General features: G+C 33.6%; 21 protein-coding genes and 2 tRNA genes. 19 read left to right on the top strand and 4 right to left on the bottom strand.

Annotated elements, in window-relative coordinates:
* The first annotated feature begins 11 nt into the window (after positions 1-11).
* Together M9C82_04440 and M9C82_04435 are read left to right on the top strand one after the other, a co-directional pair.
* A complete protein-coding gene (locus tag M9C82_04440) occupies positions 12-1,142 on the top strand; it encodes an LptF/LptG family permease (GenBank protein URQ73207.1) in 1,131 nt (376 codons plus the stop codon).
* Positions 1,139-2,164: an LptF/LptG family permease gene (locus M9C82_04435; GenBank protein URQ73206.1), complete on the top strand. Its 1,026-nt coding sequence runs from the start codon at positions 1,139-1,141 to the stop codon at positions 2,162-2,164. The genes M9C82_04440 and M9C82_04435 overlap by 4 nt, the downstream gene beginning before the upstream one ends.
* Here the strand turns inward: M9C82_04435 and M9C82_04430 are convergent.
* From M9C82_04430 to map, 4 genes are read right to left on the bottom strand one after another with little or no spacing between them, the layout of a single operon-like run.
* Positions 2,157-2,600 (bottom strand): RDD family protein, encoded by a 444-nt coding sequence (locus M9C82_04430; protein URQ73205.1) that lies wholly within the window; start codon positions 2,598-2,600, stop codon positions 2,157-2,159. The two genes, M9C82_04435 and M9C82_04430, sit on opposite strands and share 8 nt — an antisense overlap.
* Complete coding sequence (locus M9C82_04425) at positions 2,590-3,498, bottom strand: tetrahydrodipicolinate N-succinyltransferase N-terminal domain-containing protein (GenBank protein URQ73204.1); 909 nt, start codon at positions 3,496-3,498, stop codon at positions 2,590-2,592. The genes M9C82_04430 and M9C82_04425 overlap by 11 nt, the downstream gene beginning before the upstream one ends.
* Positions 3,495-4,661: an aminotransferase class I/II-fold pyridoxal phosphate-dependent enzyme gene (locus tag M9C82_04420; GenBank protein URQ73203.1), complete on the bottom strand. Its 1,167-nt coding sequence runs from the start codon at positions 4,659-4,661 to the stop codon at positions 3,495-3,497. Before M9C82_04420 ends, M9C82_04425 begins: the two co-directional genes overlap by 4 nt.
* Positions 4,658-5,425, bottom strand: coding sequence for a type I methionyl aminopeptidase (gene map / locus M9C82_04415; protein ID URQ74127.1), 768 nt, complete (start codon positions 5,423-5,425; stop codon positions 4,658-4,660). Before map ends, M9C82_04420 begins: the two co-directional genes overlap by 4 nt.
* A gap of 132 nt (positions 5,426-5,557) precedes the next feature.
* On the opposite strand from map, the gene carA reads away from it, so the two are divergent.
* From carA to rpsO, 17 genes are all read left to right on the top strand, one after another.
* Positions 5,558-6,679 carry a glutamine-hydrolyzing carbamoyl-phosphate synthase small subunit gene (carA, locus tag M9C82_04410; GenBank protein ID URQ73202.1) on the top strand — a complete coding sequence of 374 codons (1,122 nt, stop codon included), beginning with the start codon at positions 5,558-5,560 and terminating at the stop codon, positions 6,677-6,679.
* Positions 6,680-6,684: 5 nt separating this feature from the next.
* Positions 6,685-9,876, top strand: a complete 3,192-nt coding sequence (gene carB, locus M9C82_04405; GenBank protein ID URQ73201.1) for a carbamoyl-phosphate synthase large subunit — start codon at positions 6,685-6,687, stop codon at positions 9,874-9,876.
* A 6-nt stretch (positions 9,877-9,882) separates the two neighbouring features.
* Positions 9,883-10,359 carry a transcription elongation factor GreA gene (gene greA / locus M9C82_04400; protein ID URQ73200.1) on the top strand — a complete coding sequence of 159 codons (477 nt, stop codon included), beginning with the start codon at positions 9,883-9,885 and terminating at the stop codon, positions 10,357-10,359.
* Between the two features lie 6 nt (positions 10,360-10,365).
* The gene (locus M9C82_04395; GenBank protein ID URQ73199.1) at positions 10,366-10,944 is read left to right on the top strand and encodes an RlmE family RNA methyltransferase; all 579 of its coding nucleotides are present in this window, start codon (positions 10,366-10,368) and stop codon (positions 10,942-10,944) included.
* Positions 10,945-10,956: 12 nt separating this feature from the next.
* Positions 10,957-12,867, top strand: a complete 1,911-nt coding sequence (gene ftsH / locus M9C82_04390; protein URQ73198.1) for an ATP-dependent zinc metalloprotease FtsH — start codon at positions 10,957-10,959, stop codon at positions 12,865-12,867.
* Positions 12,868-12,921: 54 nt separating this feature from the next.
* Positions 12,922-13,689, top strand: coding sequence for a dihydropteroate synthase (gene folP / locus M9C82_04385; protein URQ73197.1), 768 nt, complete (start codon positions 12,922-12,924; stop codon positions 13,687-13,689).
* Entirely contained in the window at positions 13,679-15,028 is a 1,350-nt protein-coding gene (gene glmM, locus M9C82_04380) for a phosphoglucosamine mutase (GenBank protein URQ73196.1), read from the top strand. The genes folP and glmM overlap by 11 nt, the downstream gene beginning before the upstream one ends.
* The gene (locus M9C82_04375) at positions 15,025-15,759 is read left to right on the top strand and encodes a triose-phosphate isomerase (GenBank protein URQ73195.1); all 735 of its coding nucleotides are present in this window, start codon (positions 15,025-15,027) and stop codon (positions 15,757-15,759) included. Before glmM ends, M9C82_04375 begins: the two co-directional genes overlap by 4 nt.
* A 2-nt stretch (positions 15,760-15,761) precedes the next feature.
* Positions 15,762-16,082, top strand: a complete 321-nt coding sequence (secG, locus tag M9C82_04370; GenBank protein URQ73194.1) for a preprotein translocase subunit SecG — start codon at positions 15,762-15,764, stop codon at positions 16,080-16,082.
* 4 nt (positions 16,083-16,086) lie between these two features.
* A tRNA-Leu gene (locus M9C82_04365) sits at positions 16,087-16,173 on the top strand.
* A 47-nt stretch (positions 16,174-16,220) separates the two neighbouring features.
* Positions 16,221-16,297: transfer RNA gene (locus M9C82_04360), tRNA-Met, on the top strand.
* A gap of 35 nt (positions 16,298-16,332) precedes the next feature.
* A complete protein-coding gene (locus M9C82_04355) occupies positions 16,333-16,794 on the top strand; it encodes a hypothetical protein (GenBank protein URQ73193.1) in 462 nt (153 codons plus the stop codon).
* 1 nt (position 16,795) lies between these two features.
* Positions 16,796-18,259, top strand: coding sequence for a transcription termination factor NusA (nusA, locus tag M9C82_04350; protein ID URQ73192.1), 1,464 nt, complete (start codon positions 16,796-16,798; stop codon positions 18,257-18,259).
* A gap of 5 nt (positions 18,260-18,264) precedes the next feature.
* A complete protein-coding gene (gene infB, locus M9C82_04345; GenBank protein ID URQ73191.1) occupies positions 18,265-20,583 on the top strand; it encodes a translation initiation factor IF-2 in 2,319 nt (772 codons plus the stop codon).
* Positions 20,584-20,892, top strand: coding sequence for a 30S ribosome-binding factor RbfA (gene rbfA, locus M9C82_04340; GenBank protein URQ73190.1), 309 nt, complete (start codon positions 20,584-20,586; stop codon positions 20,890-20,892).
* Entirely contained in the window at positions 20,885-21,775 is an 891-nt protein-coding gene (gene truB / locus M9C82_04335; protein URQ73189.1) for a tRNA pseudouridine(55) synthase TruB, read from the top strand. Before rbfA ends, truB begins: the two co-directional genes overlap by 8 nt.
* Positions 21,772-22,041, top strand: a complete 270-nt coding sequence (gene rpsO, locus M9C82_04330) for a 30S ribosomal protein S15 (protein URQ73188.1) — start codon at positions 21,772-21,774, stop codon at positions 22,039-22,041. The genes truB and rpsO overlap by 4 nt, the downstream gene beginning before the upstream one ends.
* Positions 22,042-22,048 lie beyond the last annotated feature (7 nt).

Genomic DNA, 22,048 nt, shown 5'->3' with positions numbered 1-22,048 from the left:
TATTAAACCAATTGCTAAAAACGTTACTTATAACTTTTTTTATACTTTTTGGAATATTATTTTTTAATGAATCAATAGGATTTCTTGAGAAAGCATCAAATGGTGAACTTTATCCTAGTCTTGTAAGTTTAGTTTTAATTTTTTCAATACCATCGTTACTAGAAATTGCTATCCCAACGTCTTTGTTCATTGGCACTTTAATTGCTATTTATAATTTAAAAAAAACAAATGAAATAACCTTTGCCAACCAAGCTGGATTAGGTGAATCAGGAATAGTATTAATTTGCCTAGTTCCATCAATTTTTCTATCCATTTTTCTTATTTTTAATTCTTTCTTTTTAGCTCCCACATCAAATCAACAGCTCAGCTTTTTGTCTAAATCTCAATCTTTTGCTGATAATTTTAAACTTATGGGAGAAGGCAAAATTAACGAAATAGAAGAATTAAATGGTATTTTTTTTGCTGAAGGCGCGTCAGATCTTGGATTCCAAAACATTTTTGCAAAAATTGAATCAGAAGATTTAAATTACATACTTAATTCCGAGGAGGTTTCTGCTAATTCAAATGATCAAATTTACAACAAAATTTTATTCGAGAATGGGGAGTTATTTATCCCCCTTGAAGAGAATAATTTTTTTTTAGATTTTGAAAGTCTTTTTTTCCTTTTTCCAAAAAGTGAAATACAAACCAGTAAGGAAATTAAAACTAAAACTTGGAATGAATTATCAAAAGAGACCGATAATCAAATTTATGTAACAGAAATTTTAGAAAGATTTTCATTAAGTTTGATGTTAATTATATCTGTGTTGATTGCCTCGCCTCTCAGCTTAAGAATGCAGGAAAACGGTAGATTTATTTTGGTCTTTTCTGGTTTGGTAATTTTTTTATCATACTATGGCCTAGTGATAGGCCAAAAAGCCTTTATTGAGGAGAATATTTTTACACCTACGCAAATTTTTTTAATCATTCACAGCTTATTTGCAATGCTCGCAATATTTCTCTTTGGATTTGACAAATTTATTTTCAATTTCAATTCACTCATCGCGAAAAAATATTCTAAGAGGTGGTTTTTACAACTTTTGTTGCTTGTCATTTTAGTTTCGGTAATTTTCAATATCATTTTTTATGAGGTTATAAGTTGAAAACAATTTTTGGAGACACTATAGACAAGATATTCTTTTGGGAATCTCTCAAAATTCTTTTTTTTGTGTGTTTTTTAGTTCTTTCGTTAGATTTACTTTTAAATTTTGTAAAAGAGTTAGAAGATTTAAATAACGATTACAGTTTCGCTAAAATTTTTGAATATCTTTTTTTAATTTCATTGGGAAGATTATGTGAAATTCTACCTCTGTGTGCTGTAATTTCGGCCATTTTAACTTTTGGATTTTTAAGCGACTCAGGAGAATTAGTTGCAGCACAAATTTTAGGAAAATCATTAAGTATTAGTGTTTTGAATATATTGAAACCCATCATAATTGTTTTACTTTTAACATTATTAAGTTTTGAATTTTTGACGCCAACTTTAGAAAGTGCAGCAAATAACTTGAAGTATAAAAAAGAAGACATTGATAAAACCTCTCAATGGCTACAAAAGGACAATGTCATGGCTAATTTTTCTTTTGAAAAAAATCGCGGCTCTAACGTTGTTCTTTATTTTTTAGGCCCAGATAAAAAACTTTCAACTATAGTCGAAGCTGAATCTTTTGAAATTCAAGATAATAGTTGGCAATTAAATAACGCTTTTGAAAATATAAATAGGGAAGGGTATGAGGTCTTTAATTGGAAAAATGCTCCTGTCGTCGGGATTAATGAAAAATTAGGACTCAAAGAACTATCTCTCTCTCAGGTATTTAAAATTCTCACGCAAACTGGACCGGAAAGAGAAAGAAAAAAAATTTCATATGAATTTTGGAAAAAACTTCTTGAACCATTTTCTGCTATTGCAATAATTTTATTATCTTTATCTCTATCGCTTATCTTATTCACAAAAAATAAAAATCTCGAAAGACTCCTTTTCGGTTCTTTGATGGCTTTTGGTTTCAATTTGATATTAAAGATTTTTGGAAACGTGGCAATCATCAACAATATTTCACCATCTTTGGCGATACTTCTTCCTTCGCTTTTAGTAGCTCTGATCGGTATAAGAATGTTAAAAATTAATTAATTTTTATTGTTTTTGTTTTTGACAGCAAATCGTTGATGGATTTTTTATCTTTATTAAAAAAAATAAACAAATAATTTGACCCAAAAGCTAGATTGAAAACCAAACCAAATAAGCTTCTATAAATTAGATTTTTTGTAGAGGGTTCTTTATTCTCATCTCCAACTATTCTTATTTTCCAGACTTGCATTCCCAACGTTTGTCCTTTGTTAACTTTCCAAAAATAAGTAAAAAAAATTACGCCTAAGATTAAGTAAGAAAATTGTAAAAATATTCTTTCTGAAATGCTTTCAAAAGTATCACCAAACATTAGAGTAACTACCAGCAAGTACCCCAATATGATTCCGGTCAGTAACAGAGTATCGTAGAAAAGAGCTAATATTCTTCTTAAAAAGCTAGCTGGCTTATATTCTTCTTCATAAGACTCTTCAATTGTCATGCAGATCTTTATTAAGCTTATTTACATTTTTATTTCTTTTACACTGGATAGCACCAGTCAATGAATTTCTAAAAAATAAAAGGTCAGGTTTATTTGCTAAGTCGCTGGCTTTTGAAGAAGTTTCTACATCACCATTTTCGCCAAGAATTTCAACTTTTGAACCACTTGTTAAATACAATCCTGCTTCTATAGTGCACCTATCGCCTAAAGGAATACCCAATCCGGAATTTGCTCCTAAAAGACAATTTTTTCCAACAGAAATTTTGATTTCATTTCCTCCTGAAAGAGTACCCATAGTAGAGGCACCTCCTCCAATGTCAGAATTTTCAGCTACTACAACTCCTTGAGAAATTCTTCCTTCAACCATAGCTTCACCAAGTGTTCCGGAATTAAAGTTGACGAATCCTTCATGCATTACGGTAGTCCCTGGACCAAGATATGCTCCTAGCCTTACACGACTTGCATCTGCAATTCTAACATCACTCAAAGAAACATAGTCGGTCAAACAAGGGAATTTATCTATAGAGAAAACTTTAACCGGAATACCTTTTTCTTTGTTTTTAAAGAGAAAATTAGAAAGCTCTTCAGCATCAACAGGTCCAAGAGATGTCCAGGCAACATTTGGAAGAATGTTAAAAATACCATCCAAGTTTGTCTCATTTGGCTTAACCTTTCTTAAAGATAATAAATGAAGTTTTAGATAAGCCTCGCTGACTGTTTCAGGCGGCTTATCGTCCGATACAAAAACTATTTCAAATTTTTTAATAATTTCATCATCGGGATCAACGACTACTTTCGTTGTTTCTGCAATATTTTCTGGTGCAAAATACATTTCAATAAAGGCACCTTTCTTGTTTTTGGTACCCAAGCCATAACCTCGCCAAGTCTTATTTGTCATAAAATTTCTGAAATTTTTTCCAAAGCCTCTTTAACTATTTTTTTGTTGTGAACTAAAGCAATTCTTACATAGTTCTCAGCTGGATTCTTACCATTTTTGGAAACAGCAAGGTATTTTCCAGGAAGAGTAACAATATTCTTTTCAATAAACAAAGTTTTAGAAAATTTTTCACCATCTTCAGTTTTTAACCACATATAAAAGGCTCCTTCAGGAGCGTCATAATTAAGAATTTTCTTTGCAAGTTCAAAATTTTTTTTGTAAAAATCTCGATTCTTAAATACTGTTTTTTCATCCTTCCAAGCAGCTGAACTCGCCATCTGAATTGGCAAAGGAATGCTTACCCCATGAAAGGCTCTATACTTTTTAAAATTGTTTATGAGTTTTTTGTCTCCACAAATCATTCCAGACCTAAATCCCGGTAGGTTTGATCTTTTGGATAAACTATGGAGAGAAACAATATTCCTCATGTTTCCGTACTTTTCAATGGATACTTGAATAAAACTTTCTGGAGGTTTTTTACGATAGATATCTATGTAACATTCATCACTGACAATATAAAAATTATATTTCCTAGAAAGTTTAATAACTTTTAAAATTTCTTCTCTCTTCATGACGCTTCCTGTGGGGTTGGAAGGGGAGCACATTATTAGAATTTGACACTTTCGCCACTGGTTTTCACTAACAGAATCTAGGTCAAGGATAAAATCTTTTTCTTCATTTAAATTTATATATTTAGAAATTGCACCAGCAAATAAAGATGCACCTCCATAAATTTGATAGAAAGGATTCGGCATATAAATAAACGGCTTTTTTAATTTTAAAGATCTGTTAAACAAAGATTGAATAACTGAAAAGGTGCCTTCTCTAGTTCCACCTAAATTTAGAATATTTTCATTTTCGATATTTGAAACACCAAATCTTTTATTCAAATACGTTTTATAACTATTGGTTAGATCTCGAATACTTTCAATTGGAGGGTACTGAGAAAAAAGTTTTTCATTTTTTTTTAAAATTTTTAAGATTTCTTTGTTTGAATCTTGCTTAGGTTCTCCTATAGATAAATTTATGAAGTTGTTTTTATATCTTTTTGGCGATGATTTACTCAAAAGTTTTCGCAATCTATCAAATGGATAAGAATTTACTTCAGAAATAAGAGGGTTCATTGTATTAATTCTTCTTCACGAATTGTTAGAACTTCGAATCCATCAGGAGTAACTAATATTGTGTGCTCCCATTGAGCGGACAGCCTCCCATCGAGTGTTTCAACTGTCCATCCATCTTGTTTAGATAATTTAGTTTTGTATGTTCCGATATTTATCATTGGCTCTATCGTAAAACACATTCCTTCTTTTAATGCTAAACCAGTATTTGGCTGGCCATAATGAAGTATTTGAGGATCTTCGTGAAAGACTCTTCCAATTCCGTGACCACAATAGTCTCTTACGACAGAATAATGATTATTTTCTGCAATTGTCTGGATTTTGTGTCCAATGTCTCCTAGTCTTACTCCCGGACGAACAATTTTGATGGCTTCGTACATGCATTTTTGAGTCGTTTCTACTAATTTTTTAGTATGGGGCTTTTCTTTTCCAACAAAAAACATTTTACTCGTATCTCCATGGAACCCATCTTTGATAACGGTAACGTCGATATTCATTATGTCACCGTTTTTCAAAATTTTTGTTTCACTTGGAATTCCATGACACACCACTTGATTGACAGAAGTGCAAATAGACTTAGGGAAGCCTTTATAATTGAGCGGTGCTGGAATACATTTTTGGTCTTCCGTGATGAATTTATGACAAATGCTATCAAGTTCTCCTGTACTTACACCAGGCTTGATGAATTCTTCGATCATTTCAAGAGTTTTAGCAGCTATTTTGCCTGCTTCTCTCATTTTTTTTATGTCTTCTGAACTTTTTATCATTTTCTTTTGAGATATCCATGGACTAAACGTATATATTTCATTATAGTCGTTTTTTAATGCAATCGGCATTAGACGTAACTATCGCGATACTTAGATTTTCTTCTATGTCGCGATTTTTTTTAATCAATAGCTTTGAATAATAAAAAAAATAAAGAAGCAAAACTCACTTTAAAATCTGGGAATGTTTTTTTTGGGGAGATTTTTGGTTCAGATGAACCTCAAGTCGGAGAGATAATTTTCAATACTTCTATGTCGGGGTACCAAGAGGTAATAACAGACCTTTCTTATACAGATCAGATTGTTTGTTTTACTTACCCACATATTGGCAATGTAGGTACAAATAACCTAGATCTAGAATCTTTTACTGGAGGGTGTAAAGGGATCGTCATAAGAGAGCAGACAAAATTTACAAGTAACTGGCGGAATGAAGAAAGTCTGAATAGTTTTTTAAAAAAGAAAAAAATTATTGGTATTGCTGGAATAGATACCAGAAAACTTACAAGAATTTTAAGAGAGGAGGGCTCACAACCCGCAGTGATTTCGAAAGAGAATCTCCCTAACACTAAAATTGACTCGATGTTTGATTCTTTTGGAGATCTAAAAGGAAAGGATCTAGCGCAAAAAGTAACTTGCTCCAATAAATATGTTTGGAAAGAAGGAACAGAAAATGAAAATTCAAAAAAAAATATTCTCAAAGTAGTTGCTTATGATTTTGGAGTGAAACATAACATTTTGCGTCTTTTGGTAGATAGAGGTTGCGAGGTAGTTGTAGTTTCAGCAAAGACCTCGGCTAAAGAAGTTTTGAAAATGAAGCCCGATGGTATTTTTTTATCAAATGGTCCAGGAGACCCAGATCCTTGTAGATACGCTATAGATGCAATAAAGGTTTTCTTGGAAAAAAAGATACCAATTTTTGGAATCTGTTTAGGGCATCAATTGCTCGGACTTGCTCTTGGGTTAAAGACAGAAAAAATGAAATTTGGACATCATGGAGCTAACCATCCAGTGAAAGATTTAAAAACAAATGAAGTTTTTATAACTAGTCAAAATCATGGTTTTACAATTAGTGATAGCAGCATTAAAAACAATAATAATGTTGAGGTTACCCATAGGTCATTATTTGACAACACAATACAGGGAATATCTTATGATGAAGGCAAAGTATTTGGGTTTCAAGGGCATCCAGAAGCTAGCCCAGGACCACAGGATATTAGAAAATTGTTTGATAAGTTTATTCAAAACATGGGTATTTAAAAAATATGCCAAGAAGAAAAGATATTAACTCGATATTGATAATTGGAGCCGGTCCAATTGTAATAGGTCAAGCCTGTGAATTTGATTACTCGGGCGTTCAAGCTTGCAAAGCTTTGAGAGAGGAAGGTTTCAGAGTTATCTTAGTTAACTCTAATCCCGCTACTATTATGACTGATCCTGAATTAGCCAATTCGACTTATATTGAACCTATAAACTGGAAATCATTAAAACAAATAATCGCTCAAGAAAGACCAGATGCAATATTACCTACTATGGGTGGACAAACAGGACTCAATGCAGCTCTCGATCTAAACAAACATGGAGTCTTAAAGGAATTTAATGTTGAGTTAATAGGCGCTACAAAAGAAGCAATCGACAAAGCTGAGGATAGAGAACTTTTTGCTTCATGCATGAAAAAAATAGGGCTTAAAACACCAAAAGCTGGGCTCGCTCATGATTTATCGGAAGCGCAAAAAATTTTAGAAGATGTCGGCTTTCCTTGCATTATTCGTCCAAATTTTACTATGGGCGGTTCTGGAAGTGGTATTGCCTATAATCCGGACGAATTTGAAGAAATTTGCGAAAGGGGACTTGATCTTTCTCCAACATCTGAACTTTATATTGACCAATATTTATCTGGCTGGAAAGAATACGAAATGGAAGTAGTAAGGGATAAAGCAGACAACTGCATAATAATATGCAGCATAGAAAATTTTGATCCAATGGGAGTTCACACTGGCGATTCAATTACTGTAGCACCAGCTCAAACTTTAACTGATAAGGAATATCAAAAAATGCGAAATGCTTCTATGGCAATTTTAAGAGAAATAGGCGTTGAAACAGGAGGTTCGAATGTTCAATTTTCTGTAAACCCTAAAAATGGCGAGATGGTTATCATTGAAATGAATCCAAGAGTTTCAAGATCATCAGCTCTTGCTTCAAAAGCTACAGGATTTCCAATAGCTAAAATAGCGGCGAAGTTGGCTGTAGGATTTACTTTAGATGAGTTAAAAAATGATATCAGTGGCGATGGAATTCCCGCTTCTTTTGAGCCCACCATAGATTATGTGGTCACAAAAATTCCAAGGTTTAATTTCGAAAAGTTTCCTGGCGCAGATGAAGTTTTAACTTCACAGATGAAATCCGTAGGCGAAGTGATGGCTATTGGCTCTTCTTTTCAAGAATCTTTTCAAAAGGCAATTAGGGGTCTAGAAATTGGGAAGAGTGGATTAGAGGGTTTTGACGCTAAGCCGACAAAAACTGAAATTAGATCTAAATTAATTTCTCCTTCTCCTGAAAGAATTTTTTATATCGCTGAAGCTTTCAGAAGAGGTTATGAAGTTGAGGAAATTTATGATGCATCAGGAATTGATCCTTGGTTTTTAAGTGAATTACAAGAATTAGTTAGCTATGAAAACCTAATAATGAAAAAAGGATTTTTGGCAAATGAATCTGATTTTCTTGGTGCTAAAAAAAGAGGTTTTTCTGATCAACGAATATCTCAATTATTAAATATTAATGAGGCAGAAGTAAGAAAAGCTCGAAAAAGTTTGAATATAAATCCAGTCTTCAAAAGGGTTGATACATGTGGAGCTGAATTTAGAACATCTACTGCTTATATGTATTCTACTTATCAAGATGAGTGCGAGGCAGAACCCTCTAAAAATAAAAAAATTATGGTTTTGGGGGGAGGGCCAAATAGGATAGGGCAAGGTATAGAATTTGATTATTGTTGCGTTCATGCCGCACAAGCTCTCAAAGAAGATGGTTACGAAACTATAATGGTTAATTGTAACCCCGAAACAGTTTCAACCGATTATGACACTTCCGACCGTTTATATTTTGAGCCAATTACACTTGAAGACGTTATCGAAATAGTTGAACTTGAGAAACCAAAAGGTTTGATTGTTCAATATGGTGGACAAACTCCTTTAAAGCTTGCAAATGAACTTGATAATTTGGGCATTCCTATACTAGGAACATCTCCGGATCAGATAGATTTAGCTGAAGATAGAGAAAGATTTTTAAATTTTGTAGAAAAATATGATCTGTCTCAACCACCAAATGGAATGGCTTCAAATGAAACAGAGGCTATCGAAGTTGCAAATTTAATAGGATTCCCATTAGTTGTAAGACCTTCTTATGTTTTGGGAGGAAGAGCAATGGAAATAGTATACGATGACGAAGATCTTAAAAAATATTTAAGCAGCGCTTTTCAAGTGAATGATTCCAATCCAGTCCTATTGGATAAATTTTTAGATGTAGCAATTGAATTTGACGTCGAAGCAATTAGCGATGGAAAAGAATTTGTCATTTGCGGAATCCTACAACATATTGAACAAGCCGGGGTCCATTCTGGTGATTCAGCTTGCTCAATTCCTCCCTATGATATTTCAAAAGATGCGATCAATAAGATTGAAATTGAAGTTGAAAAAGTAATATCTAATATGAAAATAATTGGCTTGGTTAATGTCCAGTTGGCATATGTCAATAACAATGTTTATCTTTTAGAAGTAAATCCTAGAGCTTCTAGGACCATTCCTTTTGTTTCTAAGGCATTAGGAATTCCTCTCGCAAGGATAGCCGCAAAAATAATGGCCGGAAAAAGTCTGAAAGATTTAAAATTTCAAGAGATACCTAGCTTAGAAGGTTTTTTTGTAAAAGAAGCAGTGATGCCATTCAATAAGTTTCAAAACGTAGATCCTATACTTGGCCCGGAAATGAGATCTACGGGCGAAGTAATGGGGATAGGGAATTCATTTGCAGAGGCTTTTGAAAAAGCTGAGGTTGGTGCAGGAGTAGAAATTCCAAAAAAAGGATCAGTTTTTATAAGTGTAAGAGATACGGATAAACAATTTTTATCAGAAATAGTACCTTCGCTGGTTGAACAAGATTTCAACTTGTTTGCAACTAAAGGAACCGCGAGTGTTATAAAAAATATGGGCTTTAAAGTAAGCCAAATAAAAAAAGTTATAGAAGGTAGGCCAAATATAGTAGATTTGATGAAAAATAAAGAAGTCAATCTTGTTATAAACACAACAGAGGGTAGAGAATCAATTTTAGATTCTGCTTCAATAAGAAGGACTGCATTAGATGAAAAAATTTGTTGCACTACAACAATTAAAGGTGCGAAAGCTATTTGTGAAGTAATTACAAAAAAGGTTGATTGGTCTTATAGAAAATTACAAGATATATAGTTAATTATGCATGACAGAGAACCCATGACAAAAGAAGGAGAGGTTGCTTTGCAAGAAGAGCTTCAAAAACTTTTAACTGAAAGGCCAAAAATATCAAAAGCCATCGCAGAAGCCAGAGAATTTGGGGATCTTAAAGAAAATGCTGAATACCATGCAGCAAAGGAGCAACAAGGCTTAGCAGAGGCAAGGATTAGAGAAATAGAATCAAAACTATCCAGATCTCAAATAATAGAGGTAAAGAATATCCCTGAATCTGGAAGAGTTATATTTGGAGCGACTGTTACACTTTTTGAAATGAGCTCAGAAAAAAAGGTGACCTATATAATTGTTGGTGAGGATGAAGCCGATGTAAAAAAGGGGAAAATATCTTATTCATCTCCCATATCTAAAGCTCTTATAGGCAAAGAAGAAGGCGAAATCATAAAGTTTGAAACTCCTTCAGGATTCAAAGAATATGAGATTGTGTCCACAAAACATTCATAAATATCCATGTCAAAACATGCATCTTATTCAAAAGGAGAAAAATATAATTCTCTATCAAAAAAAGATGGTTATAGATCTAGGGCTGCTTACAAGTTAATTCAGATACAAAAACAAAATAAAATTATTAAGGTTGGAGATAAAGTTCTTGATATAGGTTCTTCTCCAGGCGGTTGGAGCCAAGTAGTTAGTAATATTTTAGGTGATTCAGGTTCAATAATTGCAATAGATTTATTGCCTATGAAAAGAATAAAAAACGTAAATTTCTTTCAAATCGACTTAAAAGATGTCGACAAGATCAACTTAAATGAGATGTCTATTGTTTTATCTGATATCGCCCCCAATATAAGTGGTGTGAGTATAATTGACTCTGAAAATATGAAATCCTTATTAGAAATAGAGATAAGTATAGTAGACAAATTTCTGAAAATTGGTGGAAAATACTTGTGTAAATGTTTTGAAGGGGATTCTATGAATTTTTTAAAAAATGAATTGAAAAACCGCTTTAGAAAAATTAAAAGAATAAAACCTGATGCTTCAAGATCAACCTCGAAAGAATGTTACATTTTAGGTATCGATAAAATATAGATTTAAAATATTATGTCCCAATTTTTAAGAAACACTTTTATCTGGCTTTTCATTGCAGGTGCAACCTTTTTTGCATTACAAAATTTTAATCAAGGCCCGGGTTCAGAAAATATTACTTACTCTGAGTTTGTATCTCTAGTCAATAAAGATCAAATAGCCAGTGTTTCATTTGAAGGAGATGGATATTCTATCAACGGTTTCAAAGAAGATGGAACTTCTTTCAAAACCACAAGGCCAATTTACGTGCAAGACAACCAGTTAATGGACGATTTGTTTGAACACCAGGTCGAAGTTTTTGGAGAGGAGCCTCAAACAGAAAGTATTTGGACTCAGCTACTAGTTGCTAGCTTTCCAATTTTAATAATATTGGCTATCTTCTTTTTCTTTATGCGCCAAATGCAAGGTGGAATGGGAGGCAGAGGCGGACCAATGAGCTTTGGTAAAAGTAAGGCAAAAATGCTTGAAGGAGGAAAAGTTAAGACTACCTTTAAAGATGTTGCTGGTGTAGAAGAGGCTAAAGAAGAAGTCCAAGAATTAGTTGATTTTTTAAAAGATCCTTCAAAATTTCAAAGATTAGGTGGAAAAATTCCAAGAGGAATTTTGATGAGCGGTTCCCCAGGGACTGGAAAAACCCTTTTAGCTAGAGCTATAGCAGGGGAGGCACAAGTTCCATTCTTCTCTATTTCTGGTTCAGATTTCGTTGAAATGTTTGTTGGTGTTGGTGCGTCAAGAGTTAGAGATATGTTTGAGCAAGCCAAAAGGCAGGCTCCATGCATAGTTTTTATTGATGAAATAGATGCTGTAGGAAGACACAGAGGAGCTGGTCTCGGCGGTGGCCATGACGAAAGAGAACAGACATTAAATCAACTTTTAGTAGAAATGGACGGATTTGAGGCTAATGAAGGAATTATCATTATTGCTGCTACCAACAGACCCGATGTTCTAGACCCAGCTTTATTAAGACCAGGTAGATTTGACAGACAAGTTGTAGTTCCTTTGCCTGACATAAGAGGAAGAGAACAAATTCTTAAGGTGCATTGTAGAAATGTGCCAATCTCTGAGGACGTTGAAGTTTCGTATATCGCTAGAGGAACTCCAGGTTTTTCTGGCGCCGATTTGGCGAATTTAGTTAACGAGGCTGCGTTATTTTCAGCTAGGTCAGGAAAGAAAAAAGTAACAATGAACGAATTAGAACTTGCAAAAGACAAGGTAATGATGGGTGCTGAGAGAAAGTCTATGGTTATGTCTTTAGAAGAGAAAACAAGAACAGCTTATCATGAAGCTGGTCACGCAATCATAGGAAGAGAGCTTGACGAACACGACCCAGTTTACAAGGTCTCTATTATTCCTAGAGGAAGAGCGCTTGGTGTTACAGTATTCCTCCCAGAAGAAGACAGATATAGCCTAAGTAAACAGGGAATTCTCGATAGAATATGTGGTCTTTTTGGTGGTCGAATTGCCGAAGAATTAATTTACGGAGACAAAGGTGTAACTACTGGTGCTTCTAATGACATCGAGAGAGCTACTGAACTTGCTAGGAACATGGTAACTAAATGGGGTTTATCTGAAAAATTAGGTCCCATGAGATATGAAGATGAAAATGACGAACCATTTCTAGGAAGATCAGCCTCAAACTCATCTACCGTTTTTTCGGATCAAACTGCGAAATTAATTGATGAGGAGTCAAAGAAAATTATTGATAGATGTTATAAAACCGCTACGGATCTTCTCAATAAAAACATTGAGAAACTTCACGCCATGGCGAAAGCGTTAGTTGAATTCGAAACATTAAATACTGACCAAATAGACGATATTATGGCCGGAGCAAAACCTAGAGCTGGAGATTCAGATGATTCTGATACAAAAGATTCTAGGAAGAAGAAATCTAATCCACCCATATCTGATCCAGCAAATCAAACCTAAATTCTTAGAATGTTTTTCGGGAACAAGGAGCTTATCTTTGATAAGCCTCTTGTTATGGGGATAATAAATATCACCACTGATTCTTTTTCAGATGGTGGTAAATTTATTTCTAACAATTTAACTTCAGAATTTGATTCAAGAAAAATTATCAAAGAAATTAACTTTTTAGAAAAGTCAGGTGCATCATTTATTGATATAGGAGCGGAGTCGACTAGGCCGGGATATTCTCCAATTTCTACTCAAGAGGAATTAGATAGACTGATTCCGGTTTTAGAACTAATCTCAGAGACCAAATCGATTATTTCAATTGATACCCGAAAGCCAGAAGTCATGAAAGAGGTGCTGAAATTTCCGATCGGACTGATAAACGATGTTAGTGGGTTGACTTCAGTTTTAGGAAGAAAAATAATTAAAAATCATAATGTACCTATTTGCATAATGCATAACTCCAGAGATAGAACCAAATCATTGGAGGATGACATTGATAGTTTCTTTAAAACTCAGATCAACCAGCTTAAAGCCGTCGGAATAAAAGAACAAAATATTATTTTAGATCCTGGATTTGGATACGATAAAACATTTGAAGAAAATAAAAAATTGCTCTTTGACTTTGATTATTCTCAATATAAAAATAAGGTTTTAATTGGATTATCAAGAAAAGGATTCTTAGATAAATTATTTAATGAACCAAAAACTGAAGATATGGACGAAAAATCAGCTATTGCTAGTATAATTGCAGCTGAAAATGGCGCGAACATTCTAAGGGTTCATAATGTAGCAAAATTATCAAAAAAGTTAAAAGATCAAATCGATGTTTGTTAAAAAGAAAAAATTTTTTGGAACCGATGGTATTAGAGGGCCTATTAACGAAAACACAAATCCTGAATTCGTTTTAAAACTTGGTTGGGCTGCAGGAAAAGTTTTCTCAGAAATGGGCATTTCTTCAGTCATTATTGGAAAAGATACGAGAATTTCAGGATACCTGCTTGAAACTGCCATTCAATCTGGATTTATATCAGCTGGCGTAGACGTCAAGTTAGTTGGCCCACTACCTACTCCGGCAATATCTTTTTTAGCAAATTCATTTAAAAATGCGGCAGGAGTCGTTATAAGTGCATCACACAATTCATATTTAGACAATGGAATAAAATTTTTCGACAACAGAGGAAAAAAATTATCTGAAGAGATTGAAAATAAAATTGAGAAGATGATTGATGAAAAATTTCAAGTCGTTGAAGCCGATTGTTTAGGGAAGGCTAATAGAATTTCTGATGCAGGAGGACGATATATAGAGTTTTGTAAAAAAGCTCTTACTAAAAATGAAAATTTTTCTGGATTAAAATTAGTGCTTGATGTTGCTAATGGCGCAGCTTATGACGTAGCTCCAAAGGTGTTTAAAGAATTAGGAGCTGACTTAAAGGTTATATCCAATAAACCCGATGGTTTGAATATTAATAAAGATTGTGGATCGACTGATATTGAATTTTTAAAAAAAGCTGTAACCGAAAATGATGCAGATTTTGGGCTCGCATTAGATGGAGACGGAGACAGATTAATCTTTGTTAGCAAAGACTTGACCGAGATAGACGGAGATCAAATTTTATATTTGTTGGCTAAAGAAAAATTTCAACACAATATTTACCTAGGAACTAGAGGGGTTGTTGGTACTCACATGACTAACCAAGGACTTGAAGACGCTTTGAAAGAGTTAGATATTGAATTAATTAGGTCAGATGTTGGAGATAGATATGTTCTTCAAAAACTTGAAGAATTAGGCTGGGAGCTAGGCGGTGAGCAATCAGGACACGTGATTTGTTTAGATTCCACATTGACAGGGGATGGAATTATCGCTGCAATTAAATTTTTAGATGCAATCAATTATTCAAATAAAGTTTACAAAAAAAATATAAAAAACTTCAAGAAATATCCTCAAGTTTTAAAAAATATAAAAACAAATGATCCTGAAAAAATAATCAAAAATAAAAAATTTAATGCTCTAAAAAAACGTTTGGAAGCAGATATTAATAATAATAAAGGAAGGATAAACGTTAGGAAGTCAGGAACAGAAAAATTATTACGAATTATGGTGGAAAGTAATGATTCAGCTAAAACTAAAAACGTTTCTGAAGAGTTAGAGAGTTTTGCAAAAAATCTTTCATGAAGTATTTAATTGCTAATTGGAAAATGAATAGCTTAGACATTACTGACTGGATTTCAAAATTTGAAAATAATTGTGGTGAGGTTTGTCCTAAAGAAGCGCTGCAAATTATAGTTTGTCCAAATTTTTTGCAAATTCCTTTTTTTATTGAAAAATCTGCTTTTTCTAAATATTTATCAACAGGAAGTCAAGACGTATCTGATCAGGACCCCGGTCCATTTACCGGTCAAGTTTCGGCTAAGCATTTATCAAAGTTTTCTGAAATTCATTACTGTATCGTTGGACATTCTGAACAAAGAATGTTGGGAGATACCAATTCAACTGTATTTCAGAAGACCCAGAAATTAATTAATGAAAAAATCTCTCCTATAGTCTGCGTGGGAGAAAGCCTAGAAATTAAGAAAAGTGGAGACAGAGAAAATTTTTTACTAAAACAATTAGAGTCTTTTAGTAATTTAGAAAACTTCAAATCAAGCTCAATGATAATTGCTTATGAGCCTATTTGGGCAATTGGAACTGGCATATCTGCCGAAATTTCGAGTATTAGAGAATCCATAGATTTCATAAAAGCAACTTTAGAAACTAGAAATATTAAATCAGAAATTTTATATGGCGGAAGTGTAAATGCCGCGAATTCTAAAGAAATTTTGGCTGAAAAAAATATTTCAGGATTATTAGTAGGAAATGCTTCACTTGATGGAGAAGAATTTGCTAAGATCGCCCAAAATTTTTAAAAATGCTTAGTTTTTTAATAGGATTTCAAATATTCGTTGCTATTTTATTAGTAGTTGTCATTCTTTTGCAAAACGGCAAGGGGGCAGATATCGGTTCGGCCTTTGGGAGTGGCAACAACAATGGAATGCTTGGCCCAATCGAATCTGGTAACACCCTAACAACTTTGACATGGGTCTTAGTATTAGTTTTTTTTATCAATACTTTAGGCATATCGCTTTACCAAAAGACAAATTTTGACTCAGAATTAGAAATTTTTTCTGAACCCGTGAATACAGAAGGCCTTTCAGATGGCATTATTGAAATTGAAGACTTACCAGATTAAGAGTGCCGAAGTGGTGGAACTGGTAGACACGCTATCTTGAGGGGGTAGTGAGCTTTTGCTCGTGGAGGTTCAAATCCTCTCTTCGGCACCAATTTACTTGACCAAATTTAATGTAAATCCTATACTCCTGCGACTTATTGCGGGGTGGAGCAGTCTGGTAGCTCGTCGGGCTCATAACCCGAAGGTCGTAGGTTCAAATCCTGCCCCCGCTACCAAATAGGCCCTTAATGGGCCTATTTAATATAAAATAATGGATATAAAGGAAAGACTAAAAACTGCGATTGAAAAAGATGTTATTTCTTTGGGATATATTTTTTGGGGTTTAGAAATTTCAGGAAGTTCTAGATCTAAATTAATAAGGCTTTACATAGACAATAATGATACATCTATAAATTTGTCAGATTGTGAAAAAGTTAGTAACCAGACAATGGAAATCCTTAATAACTCAGATTTTTTAGATTTTAGCTTTAGATTAGAAGTTTCTTCTCCTGGAATTGATCGAATTTTCTTTGATTTTAATCAGCACAAAGCTTTTCTTGGTGATCAAGTTGAAATTAAATTCATGAAAGAAAATACAAAACAAACTTTGAGAGGAAAGCTCATCAAAGCTGAAGATGATTTTTTAGAAGTTAAAAAACATAATGAAGATCTTGAAAAAATAAGTTCTTCAAATTATTTATCTTCAAAATTAATATACATGGAGCAAGCATAAAATGAATCAAGAAATATTGATGGTAGCTGAATCAGTGTCGAATGAAAAAGATTTGCCAAAAGATACTATATTTGAAGCTATTGAGCTGGCGTTAGCGAGCGCCGCAAAAAAAAGATATCAAGAAGAAGTAGACATAAGAGTTTCAATAGATAGAGAAACAGGTGACTTTGAAACATTTAGATGTTGGACAGCAGTTGATTTTGAAAACTACGAGAACTCAGAAATACATATTTTAGCTGATAGTGATTTAGCCGATGAAAAAGATTTAAAAGAAGGCGACGTAGATAAAGAACAAATTGAAAATCCTGAATTTGGAAGGATTGCTGCTCAAGCAGCAAAGCAGGTAATAGTGCAAAAAGTAAGAGATGCTGAACGACTAGAAATAATAAAAAAGTTTAGACCTTACTTAAATACTTTGGTTAACGGCACAGTTAAAAAAGTTACCAGGGAATTTATTATTGTTGATTTAGGTGATAACGCAGAAGCTTCTTTGTCTCGAAGAGATTTGGTACAAGGTGAGATCTACAGAATTGGCGATCGAATAAAAGGAATCTTAGGAGAGGCTGAGAGGGAAAATAGAGGATCTCAATTAATTTTGAGTAGAAGTGCAAAAGAAATGGTAGTTGAATTATTTAAATTAGAAGTCCCTGAAATAGCAGAAGAGGTTATCCAAATAAGAGCGGTGGCTAGAGACTCTGGAGCAAGAACGAAAATCGCTGTCAAGACTAATGATATTAGAATTGATCCTGTTGGTGCATGTGTAGGTATGAGAGGTTCTAGAGTTCAGGCCGTTTCCAATGAACTTGGAAGTGAAAGAATAGATATTGTTGTCTGGGATGATGATCCTGCAAAACTTCTTATAAATACTTTATCACCTGCAGAAGTTACTTCCATAGTTTTGGATGAAGAAAATGGAACTATGGAGGTGAAAGTGAAAGATGAGAATCTTGCTCTTGCCATTGGAAGAAATGGACAAAATATTAGACTAGCTTCCGAGTTAATCGGTTGGCAAATCCAAATAGGAGGCGAAAACGAAGACTTGGTTACTGAAGATTCACCAGAAAACAAATTAATTAAATTTATGGGTGTAGATAGCGACTTAGCAGAAAAATTAATCCAAAGTGGCTTTGATACAATTCAAAAGATTTCTGAGGCCTCCTTGGAAGATTTGGAGAGTATTGATGAAATAGATTCAGAAATTTCTGAGGCTCTTTTAGAAAGATCAGAAGCCGCTCTTTTGGAACTGGCTTTATCCGACATTGAGGAAGAAGAATCTAAAGACAACACACTTGAAAGTCTAGATTTACTTGATGGTGAAATGATTGAAAACCTTACAAATAATAATGTTTCAACAAAAGAAGAATTGGCTGATCTTGCTTCTGATGAGCTTGCTCCCATATTAGAAATTTCAGAGGATGAAGCAGGAAAAATTATAATGGCGGCTAGGGCCGAATGGTTTGATTGAGTGACATGAAAGTAAGTCAAATTGCTAAAGCAATCGGTTATTCTCCTGAAGAGTTGCTTCTACAAATAAAAGCAGCTGGGTTGACTCATAAAAACGCTGATGAGGAAATTAATAACGAAGATAAAAAAATATTACTCAACTTTATTAAATCTTCAAAAAAAGCTTCAAAAAAAACGATTTCTTTAAAAAAAACTACAAATAAGGCCGGCGTTAATTCTAAGGTTTCAATTACCAGGTTAAACCAAAATAAAGATGCAGGGAGTTCAGAAATTTCAAAAGATTTCTCAGGTACCATAGATTTTGATGATGCAGAAAGAAAAAGACTCTCTGCCGAGAAATCAAAGGAAGATATTAAAGATCAATCAGTTGAAGAAAAAAATAAAGGTAACTTAGTAAGGCGAATAAAAAAATCAGAAACTTCCTTAAAAGAAAACAAGCCCGTAACCTCAAAAAAAACCAATTTAACTTTAAAGGATAGTAAAAAAAATAAAAGGGAATTAGAAGGTGAAAAATATTTAGAAACTAAACTTTCTGCGAATGTTCAGAGTTTCGAGAAACCATCAGAGTTCATTCAAAAAGAAGTTAAAGTTCCTGACTTTATATCCGTAGCGGATCTAGCAAAAGCATTATCTATAAAGTCAGCTGATTTAATAAAATCTTTAATGACTAATGGGGTCATGGTAACGCTTAATCAAACAATAGATCAGGAGACGGCGCTTTTAGTTGTTGAAGAGCTTGGGCATTTAGGAATTCCCTTAGAGGAAAAAGATGAAGAGGAAAACTTAATAGAAAATTTGTCTTATGACGGAGAAGAAGAGGGCAGAGACCCAATAGTATCTGTACTTGGGCATGTGGATCATGGAAAGACTTCTATTTTAGACTTCATTAGAAAGTCCTCTATAGCAGATTCTGAAGAAGGAGGTATTACTCAAAGAATTGGCGCTTATCAGACTCTTCATAATAACAAAAGTATTACTTTTATAGACACTCCTGGACATGCAGCTTTTTCGCAAATGCGAGCAAGAGGAGCAAATTTAACAGATATTGTAATCTTAGTTGTTGCAGCTGACGATAGTGTTCAGCCTCAAACTCAAGAAGCTTTAGATCACGCAAAAGCAGCAGAAGTAGAAATAATAGTTGCTATTAACAAAGTAGATAAGCCTGACGCAGACATTGATAAAGTGAAAGGAGATCTTGCAGCAATTGGACTGACTCCTGAAGACTGGGGGGGAGATACTCAAATGATTTCTGTTTCAGCAATGACCGGCGAAGGCATCGAAGATTTGCTAGATAGTATTCTATTAGTCGCGGAAGTTTTAGAATTAAAAACTAATCATTCAGGACCCGCTGCGGGTTTGGTGCTTGAGTCAGGTGTAAAAAAAGGTGAAGGAGCAGTTGCAACTTTGCTCGTAAAAAAAGGTAAATTAGAAACTGGAGATTTAATTTTAGTCGGAGATCAATATAGAAAAATAAGAAGCTTAAAAAATTCTTCGGAAGAAAATATTAAGGAAGCACTGCCTTCTCAGCCAGTATCTATTTCGGGTTTAGAGTATTCTCCAAATGCCGGGGATGAATTCATAGTTGTAGAAGACGAAAAAGCTGCAAGAGCTTTATCAGAAAATAGATCAAAAAAAATAAGGGATAAAAGACTCGCTCAAAGAAGCGGAGTTACAACTGAAAATTTGTTTGCAAATGTATCTAATGGAGAAAAATCTTCTGTAAATTTAGTATTGAAATCTGACACAAATGGCTCGTTAGAGGCCTTAGTAGGTTCGATTAATAATCTAAAAGTAGATGAAGTGAATATAAAAATAGTTTTAGACTCGGTAGGCCCAATTTCTGAAAATGATGTAAATTTAGCTATTGCTTCTGATGCATCTGTTTTTGGTTTTAATGTAAGAGCAGATACTGCTGCAAGTAACTTAGCTGAAGAAGAGGGAATTTCAATTAAATACTTTGGAATTATTTATGATTTGATAGATGAAATTAAATCAACCATTGAAGGATCTTTAAGCCCAGAAATTAAAGAGAATATTAAAGGTGTCGCTAAAGTCAAAGATGTATTTAAATCTCCAAAATTTGGATTTGTAGCTGGTTCAATAGTTGAAGAAGGAACAATTTCAGCAAACATGAATGTGAGAGTTTTAAGAGATAATATTGTAATTCATGAGGGAATTCTGGATTCTTTAAGAAGATTCAAAGATGAAGTAAGAGAAGTCAAGTCTGGTACAGAATGTGGAATTGGAATTTCAAATTACTCAGACATAAAAATTGGGGATAAGATAGAAGTTTTCCATAAAGAAGAAATTAAAAGAAAAATATAATTGTTTAAATCTTCACCATTCAAAAGGTCTCAAAGAGTCGGCGATCTGATAAAAAAAGAGGTAGCTTCAATATTTCTTTTTGACCTCAGAGATCCAAGATTAAAAAACTTAACTATTAGTAGAGTTGATTTAAGTGACGATCTGTCTAATGCCACTATTTTTTATCTTACAGATTTGAGCACAGAGGAGTCTCAAGATATTCAAAAAGGTCTAGAGAAAAGTAAAGGTTTTATCAAAGCAAGATTAGGAAAAAATTTGAAACTTAGAAAAATTCCAAGAATTCTATTTGCAGAAGAGTTAGATGATTGATGGCGTTTTAATTTTAAACAAACCAAAAGGCGTTTCCTCAGGAGTTTTCGTTAGAAAGTTAAAAACCTTATTTTCAAAAAAAAAGAAAATTGGGCATGCTGGTACATTAGATCCTTTAGCTTCAGGAATTTTGATAGTTTGCATCGGAGAGATGACTAAATTTGTAAATTTTTTAACCAAAGAAAATAAAACTTATTTAGCCGAGGTTTCATTAGGGATCAAAACAGATTCAGGAGATATGGATGGAAGGGTCATTGAAAGATCTAGAAGTATTCCATCTAGATTAGCTCTTGAAAAAAAACTTAAATCTTTCGTTGGAACAATTGAACAGAAGCCACCAATTTATTCTTCCTTAAAATACAAAGGCAAGCCTTATAGATATTATGCTGTCAAGGGCATTGAAATAGAAATTAAAAGCAGGAAAGTTAAAATCCACAGTATTTCTCTTGAAAGCTTTGAAGAGAATAAATTTAAATTTTCTGTAAAGTGTGGTCCTGGAACTTATATAAGGACCCTAGCAGAAGATATTTGCGAGTCTTTAGGGTCAATAGGGACAATTTCTTCTTTAATCAGGACTGAATCTGCAGGATTCGATTTAAGTCAAAGTTCAAATATTGATGATATAACGGTTAAAAATTTAAATGAGAAAATAATCCCTTCAGGGGATGCACTTAATTGTCTAGATAGGATACAATGCCGCCCAGAAATAGTAGAAAAAATAACTAATGGCCAAATAATAGAAACAAAAGAGGCTATAAAAGACGGGTTCTTTAGATTTTTTGATCAAAAAGAAAATTTTGTGGGAATAGTTGAAAGTTATAATGGGTTTTTGAAACCCAAAAGATTACTAGGTAATTTTAACAATGTTGGAGAAAACACTTGAGCTTAGATGCTGATAAGAAAAGTGAAGTAATAAAAAAGTTTTCAAGATCTGAATCAGATACTGGCTCTCCTGAGGTGCAAATTGCTCTTCTTACGGAGAATATCTTGGCTCTGCAGGGTCATTTCGAATATCATCAAAAAGATCATCATTCGAGGCAAGGTCTGATAAGAATGGTAAATAAGAGAAGGAGACTTTTAGATTATCTTAGAAAGAATGATCAGGCAAAATATAGTTCTGTTTTGAAAGAGCTTAATCTCCGAAAATAATAGATTA

It is taken from the genome of SAR86 cluster bacterium (assembly GCA_023703675.1).
Taxonomy (GTDB): domain Bacteria; phylum Pseudomonadota; class Gammaproteobacteria; order Magnimaribacterales; family AG-339-G14; genus AG-339-G14.
Note: the sequence above shows the minus strand (reverse complement) of the source record. Positions and strands in the feature narration are given on the sequence as shown.

Bases quoted from the DNA above. Each gene is read 5' to 3' on its own strand.
- M9C82_04430 (URQ73205.1), bottom strand. From the start codon at position 2,600: ATGACAATTGAAGAGTCTTATGAAGAAGAATATAAGCCAGCTAGCTTT.
- M9C82_04425 (URQ73204.1), bottom strand. From the start codon at position 3,498: ATGACAAATAAGACTTGGCGAGGTTATGGCTTGGGTACCAAAAACAAG.
- M9C82_04420 (URQ73203.1), bottom strand. From the start codon at position 4,661: ATGAACCCTCTTATTTCTGAAGTAAATTCTTATCCATTTGATAGATTG.
- map (URQ74127.1), bottom strand. From the start codon at position 5,425: ATGATAAAAAGTTCAGAAGACATAAAAAAAATGAGAGAAGCAGGCAAA.
- carB (URQ73201.1), top strand. From the start codon at position 6,685: ATGCCAAGAAGAAAAGATATTAACTCGATATTGATAATTGGAGCCGGT.
- greA (URQ73200.1), top strand. From the start codon at position 9,883: ATGCATGACAGAGAACCCATGACAAAAGAAGGAGAGGTTGCTTTGCAA.
- M9C82_04395 (URQ73199.1), top strand. From the start codon at position 10,366: ATGTCAAAACATGCATCTTATTCAAAAGGAGAAAAATATAATTCTCTA.
- ftsH (URQ73198.1), top strand. From the start codon at position 10,957: ATGTCCCAATTTTTAAGAAACACTTTTATCTGGCTTTTCATTGCAGGT.
- folP (URQ73197.1), top strand. From the start codon at position 12,922: ATGGGGATAATAAATATCACCACTGATTCTTTTTCAGATGGTGGTAAA.
- glmM (URQ73196.1), top strand. From the start codon at position 13,679: ATGTTTGTTAAAAAGAAAAAATTTTTTGGAACCGATGGTATTAGAGGG.
- M9C82_04375 (URQ73195.1), top strand. From the start codon at position 15,025: ATGAAGTATTTAATTGCTAATTGGAAAATGAATAGCTTAGACATTACT.
- secG (URQ73194.1), top strand. From the start codon at position 15,762: ATGCTTAGTTTTTTAATAGGATTTCAAATATTCGTTGCTATTTTATTA.
- M9C82_04355 (URQ73193.1), top strand. From the start codon at position 16,333: ATGGATATAAAGGAAAGACTAAAAACTGCGATTGAAAAAGATGTTATT.
- nusA (URQ73192.1), top strand. From the start codon at position 16,796: ATGAATCAAGAAATATTGATGGTAGCTGAATCAGTGTCGAATGAAAAA.
- infB (URQ73191.1), top strand. From the start codon at position 18,265: ATGAAAGTAAGTCAAATTGCTAAAGCAATCGGTTATTCTCCTGAAGAG.
- truB (URQ73189.1), top strand. From the start codon at position 20,885: ATGATTGATGGCGTTTTAATTTTAAACAAACCAAAAGGCGTTTCCTCA.